We start from the raw sequence: 23389 nt of genomic DNA on the forward strand, positions 1-23389 counted from the left end.
ACGCTGAATCTATTTTGTCTTATCTGCTGTACGTAACCGTTCAGGAATGGCCAATGGGTGGTCATGCTTAACGGGTAAGTGAATCACAAAGCTGGTCAGCTGGTCATCCGACTCCACGTAAATGTAGCCCCCGTGAAGCGCCACAATACTCTGCGCGATGGCCAAACCCAACCCGGTTCCACCGGTCTCCTTGGAACGTGACTCTTCGACACGGTAGAACCGTTCAAAGATCAGTGCCAAAGACGCCTTAGGAATCTTCGGGCCATCATTGGTGACACGAACTTCCAACTCGTCGGGTGAGACCTGCTTGGCAATCAAGTTAATCTCGCTCCCACCATTCCCATACTTCAAGGCGTTCGACACCAGATTATTGAAGACCCGCACTAATTTCTCGGGGTCAGCCTCCATCATCAGGCTAGCCGGTGTGCTTGAAGCCCCCACCGTCATGGCCTTCTTCTGTCCTTCCAGTTCAAAGCTGGCCGCCAGTTGTTCCAACATAGCGGCTAAATCAATCTTAGTGATACTAAGTGGCGTATCGGTCTGCCGGACCTTGGTGTACTCGAAGAGGTCGTCCACCAAGGATTTCATCTGTTTAGACTTCAAAAACGCCGTGTGCGTGTACTTCAGCAGGTCTTCCTCACTGTGATACTGCTGATCTTCAATGAGCCCCAGGTAGCCGATAATCGACGTTAATGGGGTCCGAATATCATGACTGACATTGGTAATCAACTCATCCTTGGACTTTTCAATCGCCCGTTCTTCATTCATCGAGCTAATGACGGAATCCACCAAGGCATTCACGGAATCGACCACCCGTTGAACGTCACCGCTCACGCGAAAGGGAATTCGGTGGTCGAAATGACCGTTGGCAATGTAATGCAGTTCGCCAATGATATGGCGTAGTTGCATCTGCCGATAGCGTCGAATCAAACGCCACCAGACCACCAATGCATCCGCGATCAGCATTAACCCAATAAATAAGTTTTCCCAACTCCACAGCTGAAAATTATTCGGACCAAACATGACAGAACGCTTAATAATGAAGATCCCGTCTCGCAGGCCTGGATTACTCTCGATAGCCTGAATAATGAGCACTAGCAATGCTAGGTTCAGCATCAGCAGAAGGATCACGGTGACGACCCCTTCCATGAAGAGCGCACTCTTCTCCCGGGTGGTTAGCTTCATGATCTAGCCTCCCCGTATCCTGATAAATCGTCATTTCTAAACTGTAACATGGTTATCCTCGATCTTCTTGATTAATGGGATTCAATCTTGTAGCCGACACCCCAAACGGTTTGAATGACCTTCTCACCGTTCGTCGCGTCCTCGATCTTATCGCGCAAGTGACTCACATGGACCATGACGGTTTTGGCCGACACGATACTCTCTTGACGCCAAACGCGTTCGAAGATCTCATCGGCTGAGAAGACCCGGTTCGGGTGACTCGCCAACAGGTACAGGATCCCAAATTCAAGCGCAGTGAGTGAGATTGTCTTACCAGCAATCGTCTTCACTTCATGGGAATCCTTGTTAATCGTCAACGTTCCGATATCCAAGATATCTGGGGCATCATCGGTCACTTGATCTTGACTCCGCCGCAACAGTGACTTCACACGCGCCATAACCTCTAATGGGTTAAATGGCTTGGTTACATAATCGTCCGCCCCAGTGATTAACCCTTGAATCTTATCCATGTCGCCGGTCTTCGCCGAAAGGATCAGAATTGGAATTTGAGAGTCCTTCCGAACTTCCTTCACGACTTCAATCCCACTCATTTCGGGCATCATAATATCCAGAATCATTAAGGCAATATCCGGCGTCGTGTGCAGCTTGGTCAACGCTTCCTTCCCGTTGTACGCGGTCAGAGGTTCATAGCCTTCATTTTTAATGTAAATTTCAAGTAATTGTGCAATTTCTTTATCATCATCGACAACTAAAATTTTCATATTCGGTTTATTCTCCTTTAACAGCCAGGTTAGGTCGCTAGCGGTCTGCCCCCAAGGGTACTTTACGTCTATTCTAGCAAATATCTTCGGTGAGGCGACGTCAAAGCCCGAACCTTTAGTCGGGCGTAAGGCACTTAACCATTCCTTAATCTTACACTATTTACCGGCCGCCCGCCAACCTGTTGTTTAAGGCCTTGATAAGTCTTTTTGACCTAATAGCCTCGTTCAACGATCTCAGGGGGAAAATCAGCAACGTCGATTGATCGGTGAACCTTCGGCCTTCAAGCGAGGTGAGAAACCACTCTTCAGGCCGTCCCCCATCCTTGGCGGCCAACCCTAACACTAAAAGAAAAGGAACCAGCCAAAGAGCCGGTTCCAGTAAAACAACTTATTTGTAGTTAGGTGCTGCCTTAGTGATTTGAACATCATGTGGGTGAGATTCGATCAACCCAGCGTTGGAGATCCGAACGAATTGCGCGTTGTCGATCAGGCTCTGGATATTGGCACTACCGGTGTAGCCCATCCCCGAACGGAGACCACCAACCATTTGGAAGATAATATCGTTGACGCTTCCCTTGTATTCCACTCGGGCTTCGATACCTTCGGGAACCAACTTGTTCGCTTCATTAACGCCACCTTGGAAGTAGCGGTCAGCGGAACCATGCGACATTGACGCCAGGCTCCCCATCCCACGGTAGGTCTTGTATTTCTTCCCGTGGTCTTCGATGACGTCACCAGGTGCTTCATCGGTCCCGGAGAACATAGACCCGAACATCACAGCATTCCCACCGGCAGCCAAAGCTTTGACGATATCACCAGAATACTTCATACCACCATCGGCAATGATCGGCTTCCCAAATTCACGAGCGACCGAAGCGGCATCGTAAATAGCGGTAATTTGAGGGACCCCAACACCAGCGACGACCCGAGTCGTACAGATGGAACCGGGCCCGATACCCACTTTGACCACGTCAACACCGGCTTCGAACAAGGCTCGGGTCCCTTCACCCGTCGCAACGTTCCCGGCAATCAACGTGGCATCTGGCAATTGTTTGCGGATTTCCGCAACCTTGCGCAGTACCCCAGCGGAGTGGCCATGAGCCGTGTCAATGATGATCGCGTCAGCACCCGCATTTAACAGGGCTGTCGCGCGGTCGAAAGTATCGGAAGTCACCCCAACGGCTGCGGCCACAACCAAGTGGTTGTTGGCATCAACGGCTGCGTTCGGATGCTTCGTGGCATCATTTTCGATGGCCTTCACATCGGCGACCATCTGAGCTTGGTCAGTGGCGCTCATGTTCTTGTGGATGACCCCAAGGCCCCCATTTTGTGCCATGGCTGTGGCCATCTTGGTCTCGGTGACGGTATCCATCGACGCACTGATAAACGGAACGTTCAACTTTAAGTTTGGCGCTAATTGGACACTTAGGTCGACTTCATTCGGCAATACATGACTTTCTGCGGGTATTAACAAAACATCATCAAACGTGATTCCTTCTTTAGCAAACTTCGTGTCCCAATTAGACATAGTTGATATCGCTCCTCTTTAATTGTAGTCTCAGGCTCGGTTAGGAATCCTGGGAGATATTGTGTTTAAATTTACCAGTCTAGGCCACTCAGGTCAAGGACTCTCATTGAACTATCATAGTTCTCTTAGCGTCACTTGTTAAATGCCTACCGCCGTTTGAATAACCAGTAGGTCTCGTTCACCCCTTCAAATATCTGGGTGTGCTGGGCAACCGGTCGGTAATTTCTGAGGAGTATTTTGGCCATCTTGGCCGTCCCGGGATTCAAATCACCACTACTGATTCGGCCGTCTACGCCTGGCCACTGCTTAATCGTCTTACCAGCGGGCGTATTCAAGACGACCCATTCAACGTCTTGATCACGAATGACGGCCTGCTGCGATGCCAAGATCTGGGGCGCCGAGCTCTGCGGAATATTGTAGTTTTGGAAATAATAAGTGTTTGGCACCGCTCCCGACGCCGTGTAGAACCCCATATCAATCGACCCGTAGTTCAGTAGCGTCAGCTTGGTATCCGCCGGTGTCTCCGTACGCATCAATCGACCGAAGACCACCTGGGCAGGCTGTTGCGGCCGAGTCGTTGCGACCTCCGTAATGGCCGAATTATTCGGAAAAACCTTGGAATTCGTCACATTACTGTTGACCCCTAATACTAGAAGCAAGCTGAAGACCAGCGTTGCTAGAATTGGGAATGGTGCATCCCCCGTCGGTAGCGGCACTCGTTTGAAGGCCCACTGACACAAGTAGACAAAGGGTAGAATGAAGAAGGCAAAATAGATCAGCTGATAATACTGATAAACCGCGTTGGCTTGATAGCCATAAAGGGCAAATAGATCGGCACCTAAATTAGTTAACAGGTATGTCCCTCGCATGAACGGATCGTGAAAGAGTGCCGGTTGAAACATCACCACTAACGTTCCGACAATCCCTAGAATAAAGAAGATGACGTTACTCAGATAGAATTGCGAAACCAGCGTCGTGGATTGAACCAAGTTAGCGAAGAAGGCCACCGACGAGGTCAAATAAACGTGGGTATTGAACAAAACATAAACATTGATGAACGCCGCCAGCGACCCGGTGACCAGAAAGTAAACCAACCAGGGCAGGGTGGTCACCAGAAAGCCGATGGCACTCCAGGCCACCAACTTTCCCAGTTCACGCCACCGCTTAGTCACCATCAACCGACCCATTAACAAGAGGTAAAAGACGATCCACGCACCGAGTAACGTGTACTTCGATAGTAAGACCACGCCCACGATAGCCCCTTGAGCGGCATACATCCCCCGACTTCCTGTCAGCTGTGTGCGATCAAGCTTAACCATGACCATCACCAACGAGATGAGTAAGGGGAACGTGAAGAACTCTACCGTGTCCCCATAATCATAGTACGGGTGGTAAAGTAGCAGGCTTGGGACCAAGATCCCCGTCAACAGGGCTGGCAACGATGGGGTTCCCAATAGCAAGGCTAACCGATAGACCAGAAACATCGCGGCCACCAGGGTGATAATTTCGACAATAAAAATTAATAGGAAACTCCGCGACGATACTAGATAGGCTAGGCCATGCAACAGATAGACGTAGGGGCCCTTCTGCTCGAAGATATCCTTGTAAGGGACGATGCCGTGCATCATGGCCTTCCCCACCGTGAAGAAGGCATTATTGTCGGGTGACGTGTCGAAGTAAAAGGCCGGCGAGGTGTAGGAACAGAAGGTCATGATAAAGGCCCCAATCACCGCAAACAGCCCCAGCACCTGCAGATTACGCTCGTGAAGTTTGTCTCTGAACCACTTAATCATGTGTCCTCTCCCCTATCTCTGTTGTGTCGATACAGCGAAATATCAGATAGCGCTGGTATTAACCGCTATTTTCGCAGAAGGTCTCGGCCAGCGAAAACACCGCCGCACATGGCACCTCCCTCCAGGCCTAATATTAGCCACTCCAATAACGAGGCAGGGCTGACAACACTCCAAACCGTCCCGTTTTTCCCGTCAAGTAATTATCGGGATCAAGGTTGTCGGCAGTGATCAATTGACGGGTAGACACGTCTCGGCCGGCAATCCTATTCCGACACGGTATGACTACATCCTTGAAGTTTCCGACAACGCAACAGATAGCCCCGGCTTCTGTTGCCTGCACCAATCAGTAAATTGACTGACCGTTCTCAGCGAAGGGACGCAGTGCCTTTAAAAACCAGCGATCAAAAAAAGAGGCCGTAGCCGACACCACGGTCTCTCCAAACACAGGCGGTCATTTTCCGGTCTCAATCCCCGTCACGACCTTCCTGTGGCGTGTGCCCGATTACTCGAACACAACGGGTGTCTTCAGGTTACCGTTAAGCCACACCCGGCCAACGATTGACCCAGGCGTCTAGCTCAGCTTAACAGCTCCCTCAGACCACTCGACTAAATACCCCGAATTACCGTCTTATTTGTAAAGACGGTAACGAACGGTGTAGGCACGATAACCCTTTTCGTGGACAGTGAAGGTAAAGTACTTGCCCCCCTTGCGGAGGTCACGTGCTTCACGCTTCGAGAGTTTGATTTCAAAACGGCCGTTGCGACGAATCCTGAAGTGTTCAATCTCGCGCCCTTTGCGGTTACGAAGAATCACTTCAGATCCCTTCACGCCCTTCTTGAAACGAATAATGCGGCTGCCATCGCGATAGTGATCGTGACCGCGCATCTTCTTGTCAGCCCGCATGATCTTTTCCTTAGCCACATGCCGACGAACGACGACGCGTGGGTGACGGACCCAAGTCCGAATCACAATCTGCCCGGATTCGGAAGTCCCAGATCCGGCTTCGGGTGCCCCCGATTCACTTGCCCCGGCAACGGGTGCTGCGGCGCCAGAAGCGCTCGCGGCACTCGTCGCACTAGCTGCACTGGCTGATCCGGCAGCGCTGGCTGCACTAGCAGCCTTAGCAGTTCCGGCAACACTCGCAGCGCTAGCCGCACCACTACCACTAGCAGCACTGACACTACTTCCATCGGCATTTGCGGTCGTTGCAATTGCCCCTGCGGCACCTAAGGTCGCAACCAATCCCAAGACATACCCCATGATTTTCCTCATAATAAATCCTCCCCACGAAATGAAGTTATCAGAGTGGTCATTTGCTTGGCTACTCGAGTGCATGATAGGGCCAAACGACTTCGGCAACAAGGGCATTTTTTAGCTACTTTATCCCAAAATAAAATCAGCGGGAAACGCAGCTAATCGGGCAATTGGCGTCCCTTATCCATGATGTTGTGGGATCATTATTTTGGACTAGGAAGTCTGGTCTTCTGACGTGCTAGCCGCGAAATTCACCACTAAAAGAATCTGGAACATAACTCAAAAATCAGCTTTTTCAGAAGAATTCCCCTCTGAAAAAGCTGATTTTATTTTTTGCTATTATCGTGTCGAAACGTGCGCCACAAGGCAGTTTATTGCGCTTAACCGAGTAACCCACCACGAATGTTGTAATGACGACGCATCCAAAGCATGATAGCGATGGACAGGAGTCCCAACGCGATGCTTGGCTTGGGTTGTAGAACAGGGTTGATCATTGGTGGTAAGAGTTGTGCTGAGAAGAACAACACCATCCACACGACGAAAACCAAGACGACCAGTAAGGTTCTCAACCACCCGTTGTAACGATGCTTGATCTTCGGATCGAAGACCCGTGGCATCACAGGCAGGGCAAACCCTGCAATCAGGGCACTGACCGTAATGGCCGTAATCCCAACGGGTTGACTCGTATTCATCATCTTCGGTGAGAAGAAGTAGATCAAACCAAACATCAGGTTGAAGATCATGAAGAATGTCAAGGCATTGTAGATCATGTTAGGCCAGTAATCCCGGCCACCGAACAGGGAATCCGGCTTCTGTGGCCCTTCAACGACGAGTTTCACGCGTGCGTCGATGTCCCCATACGTATTCTTACCGGTCATCCCTGACTTTTGACCCTCCAGAAGTTCATCAACCATGGCCTGCACGGCCTCAGCCTTCCGTTCTGGTGTCAACTTGGTCTTTTCCAAGGCCTTGTTGAAGCGGTACATGTATTCGGCGTTACGCTTGGTCAACCCAAGGTTGTCAAACGCTGCCCGTTCGTTGACCGCAACACTGTTGCGATTCTGACGAACGCCCGCATTCCGCGGAGTTTGCTTGTTATCACTCATCTAATTTCTGTTCCCTTCTAAACGTTAAACCGGAATTCGACGATGTCGCCGTCTTCCATCACGTAGTCTTTCCCTTCGACCCGTAGCTTGCCGGCTTCCTTAACAGCAGCTTCAGATTCGAGCTTGTCCAAATCATCAAAGGCCATGACTTCTGCCCGAATAAAACCACGTTCAAAGTCAGAGTGAATGATTCCGGCCGCTTGAGGGGCCTTAGTGCCACTTCTGTACGTCCAGGCACGGGTTTCCTTGCCACCAGCCGTGAAGAAGGTCTCGAGGCCTAAGAGGTGGTATGAGGCACGAATTAAGCGATTCAATCCGGGTTCTTCCACACCCTCGGCTTCGAGGAAGTCCTGCTTCTCGTCATCGTCCAATTGGGCAATCTCTTCTTCGGCTTCGGCAGCCACGGCAATCGCTTCGGCGCCTTCCTTGGCAGCATAGTCCTTGATCAGACCGAAGTACTTGGAGTTTTCGGGATCAGCCATGTCGTCTTCGGCAATGTTAGCCACGTAAAGGACGGGCTTGGATGTTAACAAGAAGAGTCCCTTCACAACCTTGGTTTCTTCCTCGTCAAAGTCAATCGTCCGAACGGCGCCACCAGCCTCAAGAACGGGTTGGATCTTTTGTAAAACGGCCAATTCAGCCTTAGCTTCCTTGTCGCTCCCCTTAGCCGCACGTTCAACTTTAGCCAAACGCTTGTTAACGGCTTCTAGATCGGACAGGCCTAATTCCAAGTTGATCGTTTCAATATCCTCAATGGGATCGATCTTCCCAGAAACGTGGGTGATGTTATCGTCGTCAAAGGCGCGGACAACGTGAACGATGGCGTCCACTTGGCGAATGTTTTCCAGGAACTTGTTCCCCAGACCTTCACCCTTGCTGGCGCCCTTGACGATCCCAGCGATGTCGGTAAATTCAAACGTCGTTGGGACAACCTTCTTGGCTGGAATCAATTCTTGAATCCGATCCAAACGGTTATCAGGAACTTCCACCATACCCACGTTCGGATCGATCGTGGCAAATGGGTAGTTAGCCATTTCGGCCCCGGCCTTGGTAATCGCGTTAAATAAAGTTGACTTCCCGACGTTCGGCAGGCCAACGATTCCTGCAGTTAATGACATAGCAATTATTCACTCTTTCCATTCTCGGCGTCGGCTTTGCGAACCAATACCTTTTTTAGTTTCTTTTCAAATTCACGCCGTGACAACATCACCACGTGACCGCAATTGGTGCACTTGATCTTAATATCCGCGCCCATTCGGGTAATCTCCCAGCGGTTGGTTCCGCATGGATGGGGCTTCTTCATTTCTACCAAATCACCTAAATCATACATGGTCATGCCTCCCATGAGTTAGTCCTGGTGGATATTCAGCAGGTCCAAGATGCGGTTCAGATCATCATTGGAGAGATAGTCAATCTCGATCTTTCCTTGTTGATCCTTGCCAGCAGTCTCGTTAATCGTGACCTGCGTGCCAAAGTGTTCCTGGAGTTGATTCTCCGTAGAACGCAGGAATGGCGACTTCTTCTTGGCTGGTTTCTTAGCGAGCTTCTTAGCCGCACCATTCAGCTTACCAACCTCGGCCTCCAAGGCCCGCACGGTCATCCCCTCGCTCACGGCACGCTTGGCTAACGCCACGAGCTTGGTCTTATCCTTCAAGGATAACAAGGTCCGCGCTTGCCCCATCGACAAGTCGTTCTTCTGTAACATGTCTTTAACCGCCTTAGGCAGTCCCAATAACCGCAAATAATTGGCGATGTAGGGGCGACTCTTACCGAGACGTTCGGAGACCTGGGCCTGCGTTAAGGTGAGCTTGGTCATCAACGTATCGTAGGCTTCGGCTTCTTCCAATGGGGTTAAATCCTCGCGTTGGAGATTTTCCAACACGGCGATTTCCATCATCTGTTCTTCAGTCACATCACGGATGATCCCAGGAATCGTGGTCTTTCCAGCTAAGTTAGAGGCCCGGAAGCGTCGTTCACCGGCCAGAATTTCGTAACGGTTCACGCGTTTGTCTGGTTGGCGGACGATAATCGGCTGGAAGACCCCAGTCTTTTCGATCGAGGCAGCCAAATCGTCCAGGCCCTTCTTATCGAACTTCTGACGAGGTTGGTACGGGTTAGGTCGGATATCGGCCAACGTTAAATCAACCACTGTTTCTTCGCCGGCGTCGACGCCATTTTCGGCAAATAACGCGTCAATTCCGCGGCCTAAACTTTTTTCTTTCTTACTTGCCATGGGCTGCTAGCACTTCCTTTGCGAGTTCAGTGTATACTTCGGCACCTTTGGATTTTGGCGCATAATCAATGATTGGCATCCCATGACTCGGTGCCTCCGCTAACTGGACGTTACGCGGAATAATGGTGGCATAAACTTTATTTTGGAAATATTTTTTAACTTCTTCATTAACCTGTTTTCCAAGATTGGTCCGGGCATCGTAAAGGGTCAGTAAGACCCCTTCGATCTTCAGGTCACGGTTAAAATGCTTTTGAACCAACTTCACCGTATTCAACAGCTGGGTCAGTCCTTCCAAGGCATAGTACTCACTTTGAACGGGAATCAAGATCGAGTTCGCCGCGGTAAACGCGTTGATCGTCAAAAGCCCTAACGAAGGGGGACAGTCGATGAGAATGTAATCATACGCGTCTTTAATCTCATCGAGGGCCGCCTTCAACCGGGTTTCCCGTGCCATCATTGGCGTTAATTCAATTTCCGCCCCGGAAAGCTGAATGGTTGCGGGCACGATATCCAGTCCTTCATGTTCCGTATGGATAATCGCCTCTTGAATTGGCGTCTCATTCACCAACACGTCGTAGACTTCACGTTCAATGGTTGCCTTTTGAATGCCGACCCCACTGGTCGCATTTCCCTGGGCATCGGTATCCACCAAGAGGACGTGTTTGCCGGCCGAAGCCAGCGCTGCGCCCAGGTTAACCCCGGTCGTGGTCTTCCCTACGCCACCCTTTTGATTGGCTAATGCGATGATATAGCCCATATGTCGTTCACCTCTAGCTTTCTTTTGGAATGTCAATGATGATCCGGTAACTGTCTGGTGTTTCTTCTTCCTTAGTCGTCAACGTCATGCCGGCATCCTGAACCATCTTCACCGAATGACGAATCGTGTTGACCGCCACGCGCGTGTCCTTGGAGACCCCGTGCTTGGTGACTTTGCGCCGCCGCTTAGGCTGTTTGCGTTTGGTGATCGCCGCTTCAGTCTCCTTAACCGTCAACTTATCGGCAATGATCTGTGCCAACAGCTCGACCTGACCGGCATCGTCCAAGGCCAATAAGGCCCGGCCGTGGCGTTCAGTAATTTGACGATTCAAGATGGCGTCACGTACGGGTTCAGCCAGCTTCAAAAGTCGCAGCTTGTTGGCCACGAACCCCTGACTCTTGCCAATGCCTTCTGCCAACTGCGACTGCGTCATGTGATTGAGTGCCATCAGCTGTTGATAAGCGTGAGCCTCTTCAATAGCGGAGAGTTCCTCTCGTTGAAGGTTTTCGATCAGCGCCATGGAAGCCGTCTCGTCGTCACTCATCTCTTCAACGATGGCCGGCACCGTCTCCCATTTCAGTTGATTAATCGCTCTAAACCGCCGTTCACCGGCAATGATCTCGTAATGATCGGTTTCAAATTGACGAATCACGACAGGCTGTAAGAGGCCATGCTCCTCGATCGTCTGTGCTAACTCGGTAATCGCGGTGGCGTCGAACCGTTGCCGCGGTTGAAACCGGTTGGGAATGATTTGGACAACCGGAATCATAACGACGTTTTGTTTCACGGGATGTGTCGGCTGAACCGCCTTCTCCCGATTATTTCCAAATAATGAAAATGGCAATTATCTTACCCCCATCCCATTAATCTTCTAACGGTTCCTTATTAGGCGTCCCCGCCTTACGCGGATAACGCTTTGGTGTATGTCTAACCTTGTCGATAACCACAATGTGGCGTTGGTCACCGCTCACTGGTAGCGCGAAGGCCTCATCGGCTGCGAGCTTGCCGCCCAGAGTCGCAATAGCCGTCTGGCTCACCGCGAGTTCATCTTCCGTCTGCGCGGCCTTCAAGGCCACGAATTGACCCCCAACCTTAGCGAGTGGTAAACACAATTCGCTCAAGACGGACATCCGCGCTACGGCTCGAGCCAAGACGAGGTCAAAGCCTTCGCGATTGGCGGCACGCTTGCCACCAAATTCTTCGGCACGGGCATGATGAAAGGCCACGCCGGTTAGGTTGAGCTTAGCCGCCAGTTCATTTAAGAACGTGATTCGCTTGTTCAACGAGTCCACGATCGTCACTTGGAGCTGTGGGAACATAATCTTCAAAGGTAGCGACGGAAACCCGGCACCTGCCCCGACATCACAGACCGTTAACGGTTCCGTGCGCATCGCGTCCACGTAAAAAGCAGGGGTCAGTGAGTCGTAAAAATGTTTCAGGTAGACGTCTGGCTCCGCGGTAATCGTGGTTAAATTTACGTGTTCGTTGGTCGCAACTAAGAACTCATAGTAGGTTGCAAATTGCTGTTCCTGTGTTGCGGTTAAATCAATGCCTTGCGCTGCTAACGCGGCACGAAACTCTTCTGGATTCATACGTTAATCTCCCAGTTCACTTCTGTGAAACAAGATTGTTTCACGTTTGGTTATACTTTACCTTACTTACTAGCGAAACGCAACTCGTCCCCCACAAACTCGCGAGGTTTCCTGCGGCGTTTCGCTCACACGTCGATACCTATTATACCGAAAACTAGGCTCACATGAAACGCCTATTCCTGAGGAAAACTAACAGAGGGGTGATTCCCGCCTTGCCACTGGGAATCACCCCTCCAAAATTTGTTTTTATGGGTTTAATTTGCCTTTGACTTCAATAGTCTGAGGATTGCCCTGGTGAGGCTCTGGGGCGTCCTGAATTATGATTGGCAATTATGTGGTCAATCATCCCCATATCCCATGATCAGACAGCAACACTCAGGCAAACGGCCCATTGGCAATCCGCCGTGAACTGGTCAAGCGTGGTCGGTGTTTGGCAAAACCTGTGTTGTTCACCGTAACTGTGTCGATGATAGATTGCCCCAGATAGAGGGGATGGCTGGTAATGCTGGCTAGCCCGCGCTGAATCGTGATGACGTTGTAGGTCACCGCATCGTGGACCTCATGATAGTGGGGATCCTGACAGTTAATATAGGTCGAAGCCGACCCCACGGCCGTGACCGGAATGGTACTTTCAACTAAGTAGCTGGCCGCAAAGTGTAAATGGCCAGTAAAAATCCCACCAATATTGTGGCCGTGTAGAATTGCCAGGAGCTCGCGATTATTTTGGAGTAAGGCGTAGCGCATCGGTCGTAAGGCCGGCGCATCCAGCGGATGATGGAGGAAGATGAAGGCCCGACGGCGTGGTGCGAGATGCAGATTCTTGTTCAACCAGTCTAGCTGTTCTCTGTCTAACCATCCCGCCTCCTTGTTCTCCTCCCATTTGGAATCTAAGAAGTAAAAATCCATATTTTGATGGACTTGCTTATAGGCGTAGTACGGCAGAGCGGGCTGGGATAAGTAGCCGTTGTTAAAGGCCTCACGATCATCCTGGTCCCCTAAAACCACTTCAATTGGGGCCGCCAATCGTTGCGATTGTTCACGCAGGTAACTGTGAAACCGAGCGTAGTCCCCGGCCGTACCACTCTGTAAGAGGTCGCCGCTCAAGACGATGAGGTCCGGCTGTAACTGGTGTTCCAAGACATCGTCGAATACCCGCTGGAGTTTCTCCTGCGGCAATAGCCGTTGGTGATACTGTGGGTCGACCCCTGGTGCCGTGAGTTCTGAATCCGATAAATGGATAATGGTAAATTTATTCATGTCCCCGTTGCCCCCCAAAACAGATGATGGCCGCCGGGAAATCGGTCACCCGGTGACGGTAAAACGCCGATAATCACTAAGTTAGGTCTAGCATAGCGATCCTATGTAAATTAACCATGTGATCCACGTCAACATCTTGTAAAGTTTCCGCAAATAGTGAGCAAGCAACCCGATTCTGTCTAAATTTCTTTTGCTATCGTCAGCCTATCTGATAGTTTATGGTCTAGCGCGACGATCAAAAAACGGCCTGAATTCACACTGAATTCAGGCCGTAACTGTACAAGTTAGTTGTGACGCTTTGGCGGTCGGGAAAACCAAAGCATCGGTAACCACGTGATAATCAGTAAGATTAAGGTATCGAATTCCGTAGCGGACATACGATCATCCTCTTCCCCTTGATTTACCTCTTATCATACGCGGTCAATGTATCGGAATCGTATGGAAAACCTACTCGTTTGTGTAAAGTTTGTGTAATGAAAATGAGGCCTGCGTTTGTCTGCCTGTGACCGTCGCGCTCACCTCAAGTCCCTACCACATCGTTCGCACCAGCCTAACGACTTTTCTCCAATTATCTCAAAAGAAAAAGAGCCCAGGATTTCTCCCAGGCTCTTCAAAATTCTATTCGTAAGAAAGACTAGTTCTTAATGGCGCGAACTTCTTCAAGGAACCACTTGTTGAAGGCAGCGGCATCAATGTCAACGGAAACCTTGGCATTGGTCTTGCCATCATGGTAAGCACCCCGGATGTCACCGACCGTTTCACCAATGGCAGCGCCAGTGGTAACCACGTCGATCCACATGTCTTCAGTCTTGATTGCTTCTGGGTGAAGCAGGTAGAAGATGGTGTTCACATCGTGCATCGCAATCCCGTTGCTGTTGTTATCACCATCTTGGACGATGATATCATGCAACATCTTACCAGTCTCGCTAATCTTTGGTAATTCTTCGATGCTTTCGTGAGTTAAGAGGGCCTTCATGGTAATGTCCAGACCAACCATGACGATTGGAATACCGGACTTGTAAACGATAGCGGCTGCATCTGGGTCAGTGAAGACGTTGAATTCAGCGGCACTCGTCATGTTCCCTTTACCTAAGGCACCACCCATGGCCACGATCCGTTCGATGTGGCTCTTAACTTCTGGGTATTCAGAGAAGAGTAAAGCAATGTTGGTGTATGAGCCGGTTGGAACCAACGTAATTGGTTCGTCACTAGCCATGATTTCATCATGGAGCGCTTCGACGGCCGTCTTGTCTAATGGCTTAGGCAGGTCGGTTGGGAAGTCGTAACCAGGCATCCCTGATTCACCGTGAATCCGAGCAGCATCTTCAAAGTCCTTGAAGAGTGGTTGTTCGGCACCGGCGGCAACTGGGATGTTCGCATTGAAGAAACGGACAATCTTTTGTGCATTGATGGTGGTCTTGTCGACCGTAACATTACCGGCAACAGTCGTGATCAGCTTCAAGTCAATACTTGGGTCGTTGATCGCCATCGTTAAGGCAGCAGCATCATCAATTCCTGGGTCAGTATCCATAATAATCTTTGTAGTCATCATTATTTCCTCCCAATGAAAATTTGGTTTTTAACAGCGGTCGAAACCGCTTACGTTTAACCCTTGTGTAAAACCCTGTCATTACAACAGGGCACTAAATACCAGATCGACTAAGAACAGTCCACCCAGCAGGTAGACTGGCCAGGACAGGTTCTTTCCCTGACCCAAAGCCACCTTCATCACCGGATAACACACGAATCCGAAGGCTAAGCCGGTCGAAATACTATTGGTAAATGGAATCAGCACAATAATCAGAAAGGCTGGAAACCATTCGGAGAAGTCTGCCATCTTAATATTTCCGATAGCAGCCATCATGATGGCACCGGTGATGACAATCACTGGCGCAATCGCCGCGGAAGGCACATAGGCCAACAGCGGAACGAAGATGAGTGAGAGACCAAACATGACCGCAGCCACTAAGGCCATCAGCCCGGTCCGACCCCCACTCTCAATACCCGAGGCACTTTCTGCAGCGGCAACAGTTGGGCTGGTCCCCAAGAAGCCGGAGAAAAAGGTGGTAATCGCGCTACCCTCGAAGGTCTTCTTGAACTTCTTTTGGTTGGGTAGGAGGCCCTGTAAGAGCCCCATCGACTCAAAGACCAGAATCATGGTCATTGAGAAGGCCGCCAGGATGAAAGGAATACTGAGCCAGTGCGAGAAATCATTCTTAAATAAGATCTCGTGGTACTGAGCCAATCGTGCCAGGTCAACCTGCGGCGTGTCACTGTCCTTGACCCCCAAGAAGAAGGCCAACAGGCTGGTCGCAATGATCGCGATGAAGAAGTTTCCCTTCACCTTACGGATGTAGAGGACCAGACTCAACACCAACCCGAACAAGGCCAGGAGTGGCGTGGGTTTGGTCAGATCTCCCAACACAATCAGTGACGATTTGCCCGCCACGATGAGACCCGCCTTCTCCAGGCCAATTTCGACCAAGAAAAGACCGATCCCCGCGGTAATCCCACTCTTGAGGGACTCGGGTATCGCCGTGGAGAGAATCGTCGCCACCTTCGTAAAGGCGATTAACATGTAGACAAAACTCGCCACGGCCGCGATCCCGAGGGCCTCTTGCCAACTCAATCCCATATTCACCACAACGGTGTAGGTGAAGAAGGCATTGACCCCCATCCCCGGGGTCAGAATGATTGGTGCATTGGCCCAAAAGGCCATGACCAAACACCCGATCACCGAGGAGAAGATGGTCGCGAAGACACTGAGATCCGTGGGGATCCCAGCGTCCTTAAGAATCAGCGGATTAACGATAATAATGTAGGAAATGGCGAAGAAGCCCGTGATCCCCGCGATTATTTCGTTACGGACGATATCCTTGTGTCGCAAGGCTTCGCGTAACGTCATGTCGTTCGCTAAGTCAGCTTGCGCTTGTTGCTTATCCATTAGATTAATTTCCTATCTTTCAATACGTCATTACCCGACGTACGTACTTTATCGGGCATTGCAACCGAATGCTTTCACCCATTCGGCTGGGTTTCACTCCCGCATGGAAGGTCGGCACCCGGACGGACATCCCGGGAAAGTCCCGTTTTGTCGCTGTCCTTCTAGTATAACCTAGATTCGCTGACACAGATAGCCCAGAAGCCAATGGCCCTGGGCTATCAATTTTAAAACGTTAAGCTATTTGACTCAGGTTTACCAAACGAATAATCCAACCATACCGGCTGAAAGTAAGGAAACCAAAATCCCGGAAAGAAGCATGTAACCAACGTTCTTGGAGATAAGTTCGTTGTTTTCGCGGTCAACGATCCCCTTGAAACAACCGATAATCATCCCAGTCGTTGAGAAGTTAGCGAATGAAGTCAAGAAGACAGTCAAGATGGCACGGTAGTGAGGTGAGAAGGCGTTCGTGTTGATCGTCCCGGCAATCTTACCCATGACAACGAATTCGTTGGTAACCAACTTCGTCCCCATGTATTGGGCAAAACCGAAGGCATCGTGCACGTTCAGACCCATTAACCATGCAAATGGGAACATGATTACCCCTAAGATGTGTTCCAGGGATAATACTGGGCTAATCAAGCCAAGTAACTTGTCAATCAAAGCAGCTAAGGCAACGAAGGCAATAACGTTACCAGCGATGATTAAGATCAAACGACCGGCACCCATGATAGAGTCACCCAAGAATGAGAAGAAAGGTTCCTTCTTGCCATCGGATTCAACTTCGCCCTCTTCAGCAGCAACACTGGAGCCACCGATCTTAGCGATCGTGTCTTCTTCAAGTGTGACTTCGACAGGGTTCAAGATGTTCGTCACGATGATGGCATTCAAGATGTTAATTGGAACGGCCGTCAAAACGAATTGACCTGGAACCATTTGGGTATATGCACCCAAGATGGAAGCCGTGATACAAGACATGGACATCATGGCAAGGGTTAAGTTACGTTCCTTACGCATTGTCTTTAATTGTAATTGAGAAACGGCGAGGGCTTCAGTGTTCCCTAAGAACATCATTTCAACAGAGAAGAATGATTCGAACTTAGGTTGGCCAGTAATGAAGGATAAGCCACGGCCGACCCACTTGATGATCCAAGGCAATACCCCGATGTAAGTCAAGATATCGAACATTGGCACAACCAAGAGGATTGGTAAGAGTGAACTGGTAATGAAGTTCATTGACTTAGCAGTCCCACCGAATTGTGGCGTTACCCAGTTAGGTAAGGCGAAGACAATCCCTTGGTAGGCAACTTGGACTAACCAGTTGAAACCATCGGCGGCACCCTTGACGATGTCTTGTCCGATTTGGAAACTCGTGAAGAACCAAGCTAAGACAAGGTTCAATACTAAAACAATAACCGTTGACTTCCAGTTGATCTTTTTCTTGTTCTTCGAGAACAAGAACGCAATGGCGAGGTAAACAAGTACCCCTAACATGTTAATAAAAATCATTGGTCGAAATACCTCTTTCCGAATTTTTTAACTGACGACCCGTCAGTTTTAAACAAACCGTGAAGTGGTCGCTAAGAATCTATGTACCACAGTTGTTGAAACGTTCATCGCGGTGTCGACGCCCGGATCGTATTCGTCAGAGAATTGGTGAATAGATCCCTGCGAAGGAATCTGAATAATTGATGAATCTTCTTCTGACGATCTACACGACCCCTGGTTGGCCGAAGATGTTCCTGCGATGCTGTGCCCCTCACCTCCTTTCATGATGCCTAGTTTGTGTGGCGTTTTATTATTGCGTTAATTCATTCATAAAGCTATGTCCAGCGGCATTACGTGCCAAACCGAAGTTCTCAAGCACCGTCGCCCCAACATCAGCCAGTGTGCGGCGAATCCCTAAGGCATGGGCACTAGGCCGTGATGGCGAATAAGCTATCAACGGCAAATACTCGCGGGTTGGTTTACCCGGCATAGTCGGATCACCGGCATGAGTAGCGGTGAGAATGAGGAGGTCGTTCGCCCCCATGTCATTCATAACCTGAGCCAAGTAGTGGTCGGCATTCATCAACGCCTTACCAAACTCACCGACGTCCCCTTCCTCACTGGCGAAGCGAAACTCTGGGAGCATCACTGTGGCCAATCCAGAAGCTGGTCGATAGAGCTGGTCATACAGAACACGGAAGGCATCCTGATTGCTCCCAAGTTGGAAGCGTTCAACGGTGTCCTGCGTTTGTAGATAGCTGAGGAAAGGACCGGCAACAGTTACGGGATACCCTGCCGTCGGTAACGTATCGAACACGCTACGGGTCCGGATCTCTCCGGTGTAGTCCCACATCTCCCGTAAGCCCGTGGCTCGGCCATTATCGCTGGCAGCCATGTGTAACCGACCAAAGAATCCATCTGGATGATCGATCGGGGGCACACCTGGAAGTGGATGGTCAACCCGAATATTTCCGAGACCCAAGCGCTGTAATGTTGGAAGTTTTAGCTGACCTGACCAACTAGCCGCAACGTGACCAATTGTATCTGCGCCAACGGATTGAAAACGGTTAGCGTCGGGGGCTTCACCCAAGCCTAAGCCGGCAAAGTCAATGACAAAGATGCGATGAAAAGCCATCATCTCTCACTCCTTCGTAACCACCCCATCAAAAATGACGTTGGCAAAATTTCGGTCTAGTAATAATATACCGTTTCCATCGCCGCCTGTAAATGGCTGATTGCATAATTTCTAAGAAACTCATTCCCGAACATTACGCCCCTTAACGATCCTTGAGACTCTAAGAATCGCGGCAGATTACAGTTATTGGAGAAACCGTTTTCTTTTTCGTTAAACGGTTTACGTTCCATTTATACATTTATAATGGCGATGTCACCCCTCTAACTTCCGGGATCGGGCTAATTTAAACCGATAAACCGGTCAGGTGGTGGATAACTGAACGATAAGCCGTTGCTAAAAAATAGGCGAACAAAACTGATATTACCGGTAAGCGGTTCCAATTGGTCTAATGTCCCCACCGCCTCCTCAATTGATGACCCGTCAGGGCTCCCCGACACTTCAGTAGCTCCCAAAGTGAAGCGGCCTACTGACCTACGCTGGGTTACGATACCCGCTGGTTACCCGCTATCGCAGCCAAAGCAGTTATCCCGCGTTCCAATCAATTCACACCGGTAATGGACCTTATCAGGAATAGGTCTCCCTATAACCAACGGATAGAGCGGACTGTTACAACCCCCGACGATGCAAATCCCCGTCATGACAGGTGCACGCAGACCACAGCGTCTTAAGACAGACCCCTTTAAGGCTTAAAAAATGGCACAAAAAAACGAACTTCAAGTTTGAAATGGAGATGACTTGAAGTCCGCTAACTCACGGAAAGGAGGTTGTGATTACTACTAAATTTCCGTTTCGTAATCAATTTAATTCTTAATCGCCTCATAACTATATTTTTCCAACTGAGCTGTCACAGCCGTTCTCATATTATTTAATTTCTGGCTATCGTCTCAGCTTGAATCAATTTCTTAATGCCTTCATTACCCTAACAGAACACGCTCTATCGACTCTTGTTGAAATCCTTGCATGACCTCTGTTACCGTAACATAGGAGCTCTAGTGAAACTCTGGAACTGTCGTCTAATCTTTTGAAACAATTACGCTTTCGTCAAACGCTAAGCTTGAAACAGATATTAAATTATTTGTTGATGAAATGTTGCCTGGTACCTGAAGCTACTAGAGTTCTTTAGAAGGGTTATCGGAGTTGTCAAAAACTTTTTTTCACTGGTGCGGGAACCTGAATCTAAAAACCTGTCTCGCGTCAAAACGGAAATCGGTTTCTTGAAGCAGTGTACCAACTAGATTTGAACCTGAAAAACAGAATCTCACAACTCTTAATTCCTTTCCGCACCTTTATAGTATCACGAGTTGTAAGCGTTTACAACAAAAAGAATGCCGAAATTAAAATTAATTTTTAAGCCGAATCCGTAATGAAAAGTCAAGTCTTATGCTCAACAACAAATGCCGTTATATCGGGTCTGGCGGCTTGTTGACAAGACAATTTCAGTGGGCCGTTCCAGACATGAAATTGGCTGCCCAATCTAAGCACAACTGGCGCCCGAAATTTCCGGTTGAACTTGCTAAATGTGCAATCAAAATTCTAATGAATCACCCTGAAAAAAGGCCGTTAAGCCATCAAAATTGCCCAATCACCTGCCCAGGAGGTTTCAAAAACCGTCCTGAGGCCAAAAAAAGCACCGCCAGCGGGTCATGACCGCCAACGGTGTTACACAACATATGAATCAATTCCAGGCAAATCCATGGGTTCTTGTTTGGAGGAAAAGTTTCACAGAATAGCTTAGTAAATTGATTCCAAGTTAAGTAAAAAACAAGTCTCTGGCTTATGCGCCATACTCAGCGCACACCATAGTTATACCGCGAATCGACGCCTTTTGCACTCTTTTTGACCTGGTCTTTTCTGTTGTCGCCAAGCGAACGCCGTTAAACAGGCTTTTATAGGAAGAAATTATTTTTAGCCTAATTCAAAAAGCCCGTCGAAAGACGAGCTCCTAAATGAACTTGTTTAGTACCAAACAGGCTTATCGCCATCGGTGTTGGGCTTGTTGACACCCAGAGAAGCGTGAATCGATTGGGTCGGATCAGCGACCAACTGGGTAACCAAGGCCGCAATACTCTTTCGTGAAACTTCGGTCCCCTTGAAAGGCTCACCCTTCTGCGTCGTTTCGTAGTCAATCTCATCACGGTTGCTCAACCAGGCTGGCCGAATAATCGTGTAGTCCAGGTCGGAACCCTCGATAACCTTGGCAGCGGCACTGTAAGTTTCGAGGTAGCCCCCATCGAGCATCTTGTGGTTGAATTCACCGTACTTGCCAGGCACTTCATCATAAATCCCCAGTGTGGAGATCCAGATCAGGCGCTTTACATCGGTGGCATCCATGGCAGCCACTACCGTCTTGGCTTGGTCTTCGATGTTATCTCCGGCTAAGTTGGCGTAAACGATATCGGCGTCGACCATAGCGGCCTTCAAGTCGGCCTCGTTGTCGGCGTCCCCATCAACCACCTTCACCCGGTCACTGGCAGCGTCGGCCAAGCGGCTAGAGTTACGCAGGAACAGCGTTAAGTGATTCCGATCATTGGCTAATAATTGTTTGGTGGCCAGCTGTGCGATACGACCGTTGGCACCTAATACTAAGACATTTGTCATCTTAAGACCCTCGTTTCTTTTTAGTTTACAGTTATACTGTAATACTAGTAATTACATTAAGCAAGCCAGATGTTTTCGCTCCTAATCACTTCATGCAAGACAGTCGCCATAAACCAATCCATGCCAACGTTCGTTATTAAAACGGATCTTGGATATCAAGTGTTCCCAAATTACGCATCAGTCCCTTCTTGTATAAAAAAGGACACATCACAATTGCGTCTACACAATCTATCAGAAATCAGTAGACAGCAAAAATAAGTGATGTGTCCGAAACCTATACAATTTTAGAAATACAAATCATCATTGAACGAGTTTCAAAAATAGAGTGGCAAACATTGTTCCCTACATCAATTGCGAGTTATCCTAAACCATCACCAAATGAGGCCACTAAAAAACAACCTTTTTTCGAAATTTTTAAAATAATTGACGCTAGCATACTGTTTTCAGTAATGTCAGCGACCTACTATTTGATCTGGATACCATTCGTTTTGAAATTGTGCTCAGCTGTCTTTGCATTGTCAACAATTTGAATCGAAGAATTATCATCCGTATTTAACTTAGAGATGTTGATATTCCCCTTGGAATCATACTTAAGTTCGGTCAAACTTACCTTGTACGTATCCGGTTTGGCATCTTCATCATCCTTATCTAACACGCTGTAAAGAACATCGACTTCTAAAAGCTGTGTACCACTATAGTCACCAATGCGATTAACCGTAACGTCTTCGCTAAGTGCATCCGCGTCATCATCCGTATATGGCACTAGATACATAGACTGGAAAGTATTGACATAATCCGAAAAATCATCAGATGAGTACTCCTTGTCAATTAAGGCGTCAGTCAATTTTTGAACTTCTCGGATATTTTTGAATTTGGTCAGTGGCTTGAGACCATGGACTTTTACAGTGAAGTAGTCATTACCCGTGAAGTTTTTATCGTCATCATCGAAGAAGCCATCAGGAGCTTTAATCTTGACCTTGTCTCCATTAGAAAGATGCCCATTATTTTCAACCGTCAAATCATTGGCTGATTTCCAATCCGAATTTTGACTCTTAACCACCGTTTGTCCTCGGCCATTAAAACCAGTGAAAGAAACCTTCAATTCTTTGAAAAGGCTACTCGTCGCAATTGTCTTGATCTTTTCCAAGCCCTTCACCTTGAAAGTTTTACTTTCTGGTTTAATCGGGTTACTTTTATCATTACCCGTGTCAACCTTCAGAGTGACCGTATCGCCATTACTAAGATTACCAGATTTAGAAACAGTTACCGAGGTTTCCTTATACCATTGGCTAATCTTTGAAAGCTTCTCGCCATCCTCAGATGATGACGCATCGCCATCATTCTGCCAGTCTTCAATATCATCTGGTCTGGCCAATAGCTTATTTGTCCAGTAGTCCCCCAGCTTGACGCGCTTGACCATGGTTTTCATCATGACATTCCCAGAGTTGAAGGCGACTTCACCGGAACCATTGTACCCAGTGAAGTGAACATTTGACGCATTATGACTAAGAACACTAATCTTACGGTTATTCCACAGGTGCACGCCACCAAAAATTATAATCAAAAGTATTGCAACGATACCAATTCGGGTCCAGTTTTTCTTTGAAATGTTTTTTAGGGCATCCATATTGAACTCTCCTGTATTTAGTTTAGTTTTGCTAGTTGACAAAAAGAAAGCCCGGAGCCTTGACGACCAAAATGACACAGTATCGTCGCATCTTGGGTACAAGATAGCTCTAGGCTATGTGCCTGAGAATTTA

19 protein-coding genes are annotated in these 23389 nt (G+C 48.8%); all 19 read right to left on the minus strand.

The features are described 5' to 3' along the window. Positions 1-9: 9 nt before the first annotated feature. The 19 genes from EKM71_RS04570 to EKM71_RS04660 all read right to left on the minus strand — a co-directional run bounded on the left by EKM71_RS04570 (position 10) and on the right by EKM71_RS04660 (position 23256). Positions 10-1185 (minus strand): sensor histidine kinase, encoded by a 1176-nt coding sequence (locus EKM71_RS04570; RefSeq protein WP_125573478.1) that lies wholly within the window; start codon positions 1183-1185, stop codon positions 10-12. Positions 1186-1256: 71 nt separating this feature from the next. Further along, positions 1257-1946, minus strand: a complete 690-nt coding sequence (locus tag EKM71_RS04575) for a response regulator transcription factor (protein WP_125547110.1) — start codon at positions 1944-1946, stop codon at positions 1257-1259. A gap of 388 nt (positions 1947-2334) precedes the next feature. Further along, positions 2335-3474: an IMP dehydrogenase gene (gene guaB / locus EKM71_RS04580; RefSeq protein ID WP_125573479.1), complete on the minus strand. Its 1140-nt coding sequence runs from the start codon at positions 3472-3474 to the stop codon at positions 2335-2337. Between the two features lie 146 nt (positions 3475-3620). Continuing rightward, complete coding sequence (locus EKM71_RS04585) at positions 3621-5267, minus strand: teichoic acid glycosyl transferase (RefSeq protein ID WP_125573480.1); 1647 nt, start codon at positions 5265-5267, stop codon at positions 3621-3623. 628 nt (positions 5268-5895) lie between these two features. After that, the gene (locus EKM71_RS04590; protein ID WP_125573481.1) at positions 5896-6540 is read right to left on the minus strand and encodes a hypothetical protein; all 645 of its coding nucleotides are present in this window, start codon (positions 6538-6540) and stop codon (positions 5896-5898) included. Positions 6541-6902: 362 nt separating this feature from the next. Then, positions 6903-7628 (minus strand): DUF1129 family protein, encoded by a 726-nt coding sequence (locus EKM71_RS04595; protein WP_125573482.1) that lies wholly within the window; start codon positions 7626-7628, stop codon positions 6903-6905. A gap of 17 nt (positions 7629-7645) precedes the next feature. After that, the gene (gene ychF / locus EKM71_RS04600) at positions 7646-8746 is read right to left on the minus strand and encodes a redox-regulated ATPase YchF (protein ID WP_125573483.1); all 1101 of its coding nucleotides are present in this window, start codon (positions 8744-8746) and stop codon (positions 7646-7648) included. Positions 8747-8751: 5 nt separating this feature from the next. Further along, a complete protein-coding gene (locus EKM71_RS04605; protein WP_057877410.1) occupies positions 8752-8958 on the minus strand; it encodes a DUF951 domain-containing protein in 207 nt (68 codons plus the stop codon). 18 nt (positions 8959-8976) lie between these two features. Beyond that, the gene (locus EKM71_RS04610) at positions 8977-9861 is read right to left on the minus strand and encodes a ParB/RepB/Spo0J family partition protein (RefSeq protein WP_125547421.1); all 885 of its coding nucleotides are present in this window, start codon (positions 9859-9861) and stop codon (positions 8977-8979) included. Then, positions 9851-10618 carry a ParA family protein gene (locus EKM71_RS04615; RefSeq protein WP_125573484.1) on the minus strand — a complete coding sequence of 256 codons (768 nt, stop codon included), beginning with the start codon at positions 10616-10618 and terminating at the stop codon, positions 9851-9853. The genes EKM71_RS04610 and EKM71_RS04615 overlap by 11 nt, the downstream gene beginning before the upstream one ends. A 13-nt stretch (positions 10619-10631) precedes the next feature. Next, entirely contained in the window at positions 10632-11462 is an 831-nt protein-coding gene (gene noc / locus EKM71_RS04620) for a nucleoid occlusion protein (RefSeq protein WP_125573485.1), read from the minus strand. Positions 11463-11481: 19 nt separating this feature from the next. Continuing rightward, the gene (gene rsmG / locus EKM71_RS04625; RefSeq protein WP_125573486.1) at positions 11482-12210 is read right to left on the minus strand and encodes a 16S rRNA (guanine(527)-N(7))-methyltransferase RsmG; all 729 of its coding nucleotides are present in this window, start codon (positions 12208-12210) and stop codon (positions 11482-11484) included. A gap of 375 nt (positions 12211-12585) precedes the next feature. Beyond that, positions 12586-13467, minus strand: a complete 882-nt coding sequence (locus tag EKM71_RS04630; RefSeq protein WP_125573487.1) for a metallophosphoesterase family protein — start codon at positions 13465-13467, stop codon at positions 12586-12588. A gap of 634 nt (positions 13468-14101) precedes the next feature. Further along, the gene (gene rihC / locus EKM71_RS04635; protein WP_125573488.1) at positions 14102-15016 is read right to left on the minus strand and encodes a ribonucleoside hydrolase RihC; all 915 of its coding nucleotides are present in this window, start codon (positions 15014-15016) and stop codon (positions 14102-14104) included. Between the two features lie 81 nt (positions 15017-15097). Next, the gene (locus EKM71_RS04640) at positions 15098-16411 is read right to left on the minus strand and encodes an NCS2 family permease (protein WP_125573489.1); all 1314 of its coding nucleotides are present in this window, start codon (positions 16409-16411) and stop codon (positions 15098-15100) included. Between the two features lie 252 nt (positions 16412-16663). Further along, positions 16664-17917: a NupC/NupG family nucleoside CNT transporter gene (locus tag EKM71_RS04645; protein WP_125573490.1), complete on the minus strand. Its 1254-nt coding sequence runs from the start codon at positions 17915-17917 to the stop codon at positions 16664-16666. Positions 17918-18206: 289 nt separating this feature from the next. Continuing rightward, positions 18207-19031 carry an alkaline phosphatase family protein gene (locus EKM71_RS04650; protein WP_125573491.1) on the minus strand — a complete coding sequence of 275 codons (825 nt, stop codon included), beginning with the start codon at positions 19029-19031 and terminating at the stop codon, positions 18207-18209. Positions 19032-20987: 1956 nt separating this feature from the next. Next, a complete protein-coding gene (locus EKM71_RS04655; protein ID WP_125573492.1) occupies positions 20988-21629 on the minus strand; it encodes an SDR family oxidoreductase in 642 nt (213 codons plus the stop codon). A 463-nt stretch (positions 21630-22092) separates the two neighbouring features. Beyond that, positions 22093-23256: a hypothetical protein gene (locus tag EKM71_RS04660; protein ID WP_125573493.1), complete on the minus strand. Its 1164-nt coding sequence runs from the start codon at positions 23254-23256 to the stop codon at positions 22093-22095. Between the last annotated feature and the right edge of the window lie 133 nt (positions 23257-23389).

The organism is Levilactobacillus huananensis (assembly GCF_003946145.1).
Classification (GTDB): domain Bacteria; phylum Bacillota; class Bacilli; order Lactobacillales; family Lactobacillaceae; genus Levilactobacillus; species Levilactobacillus huananensis.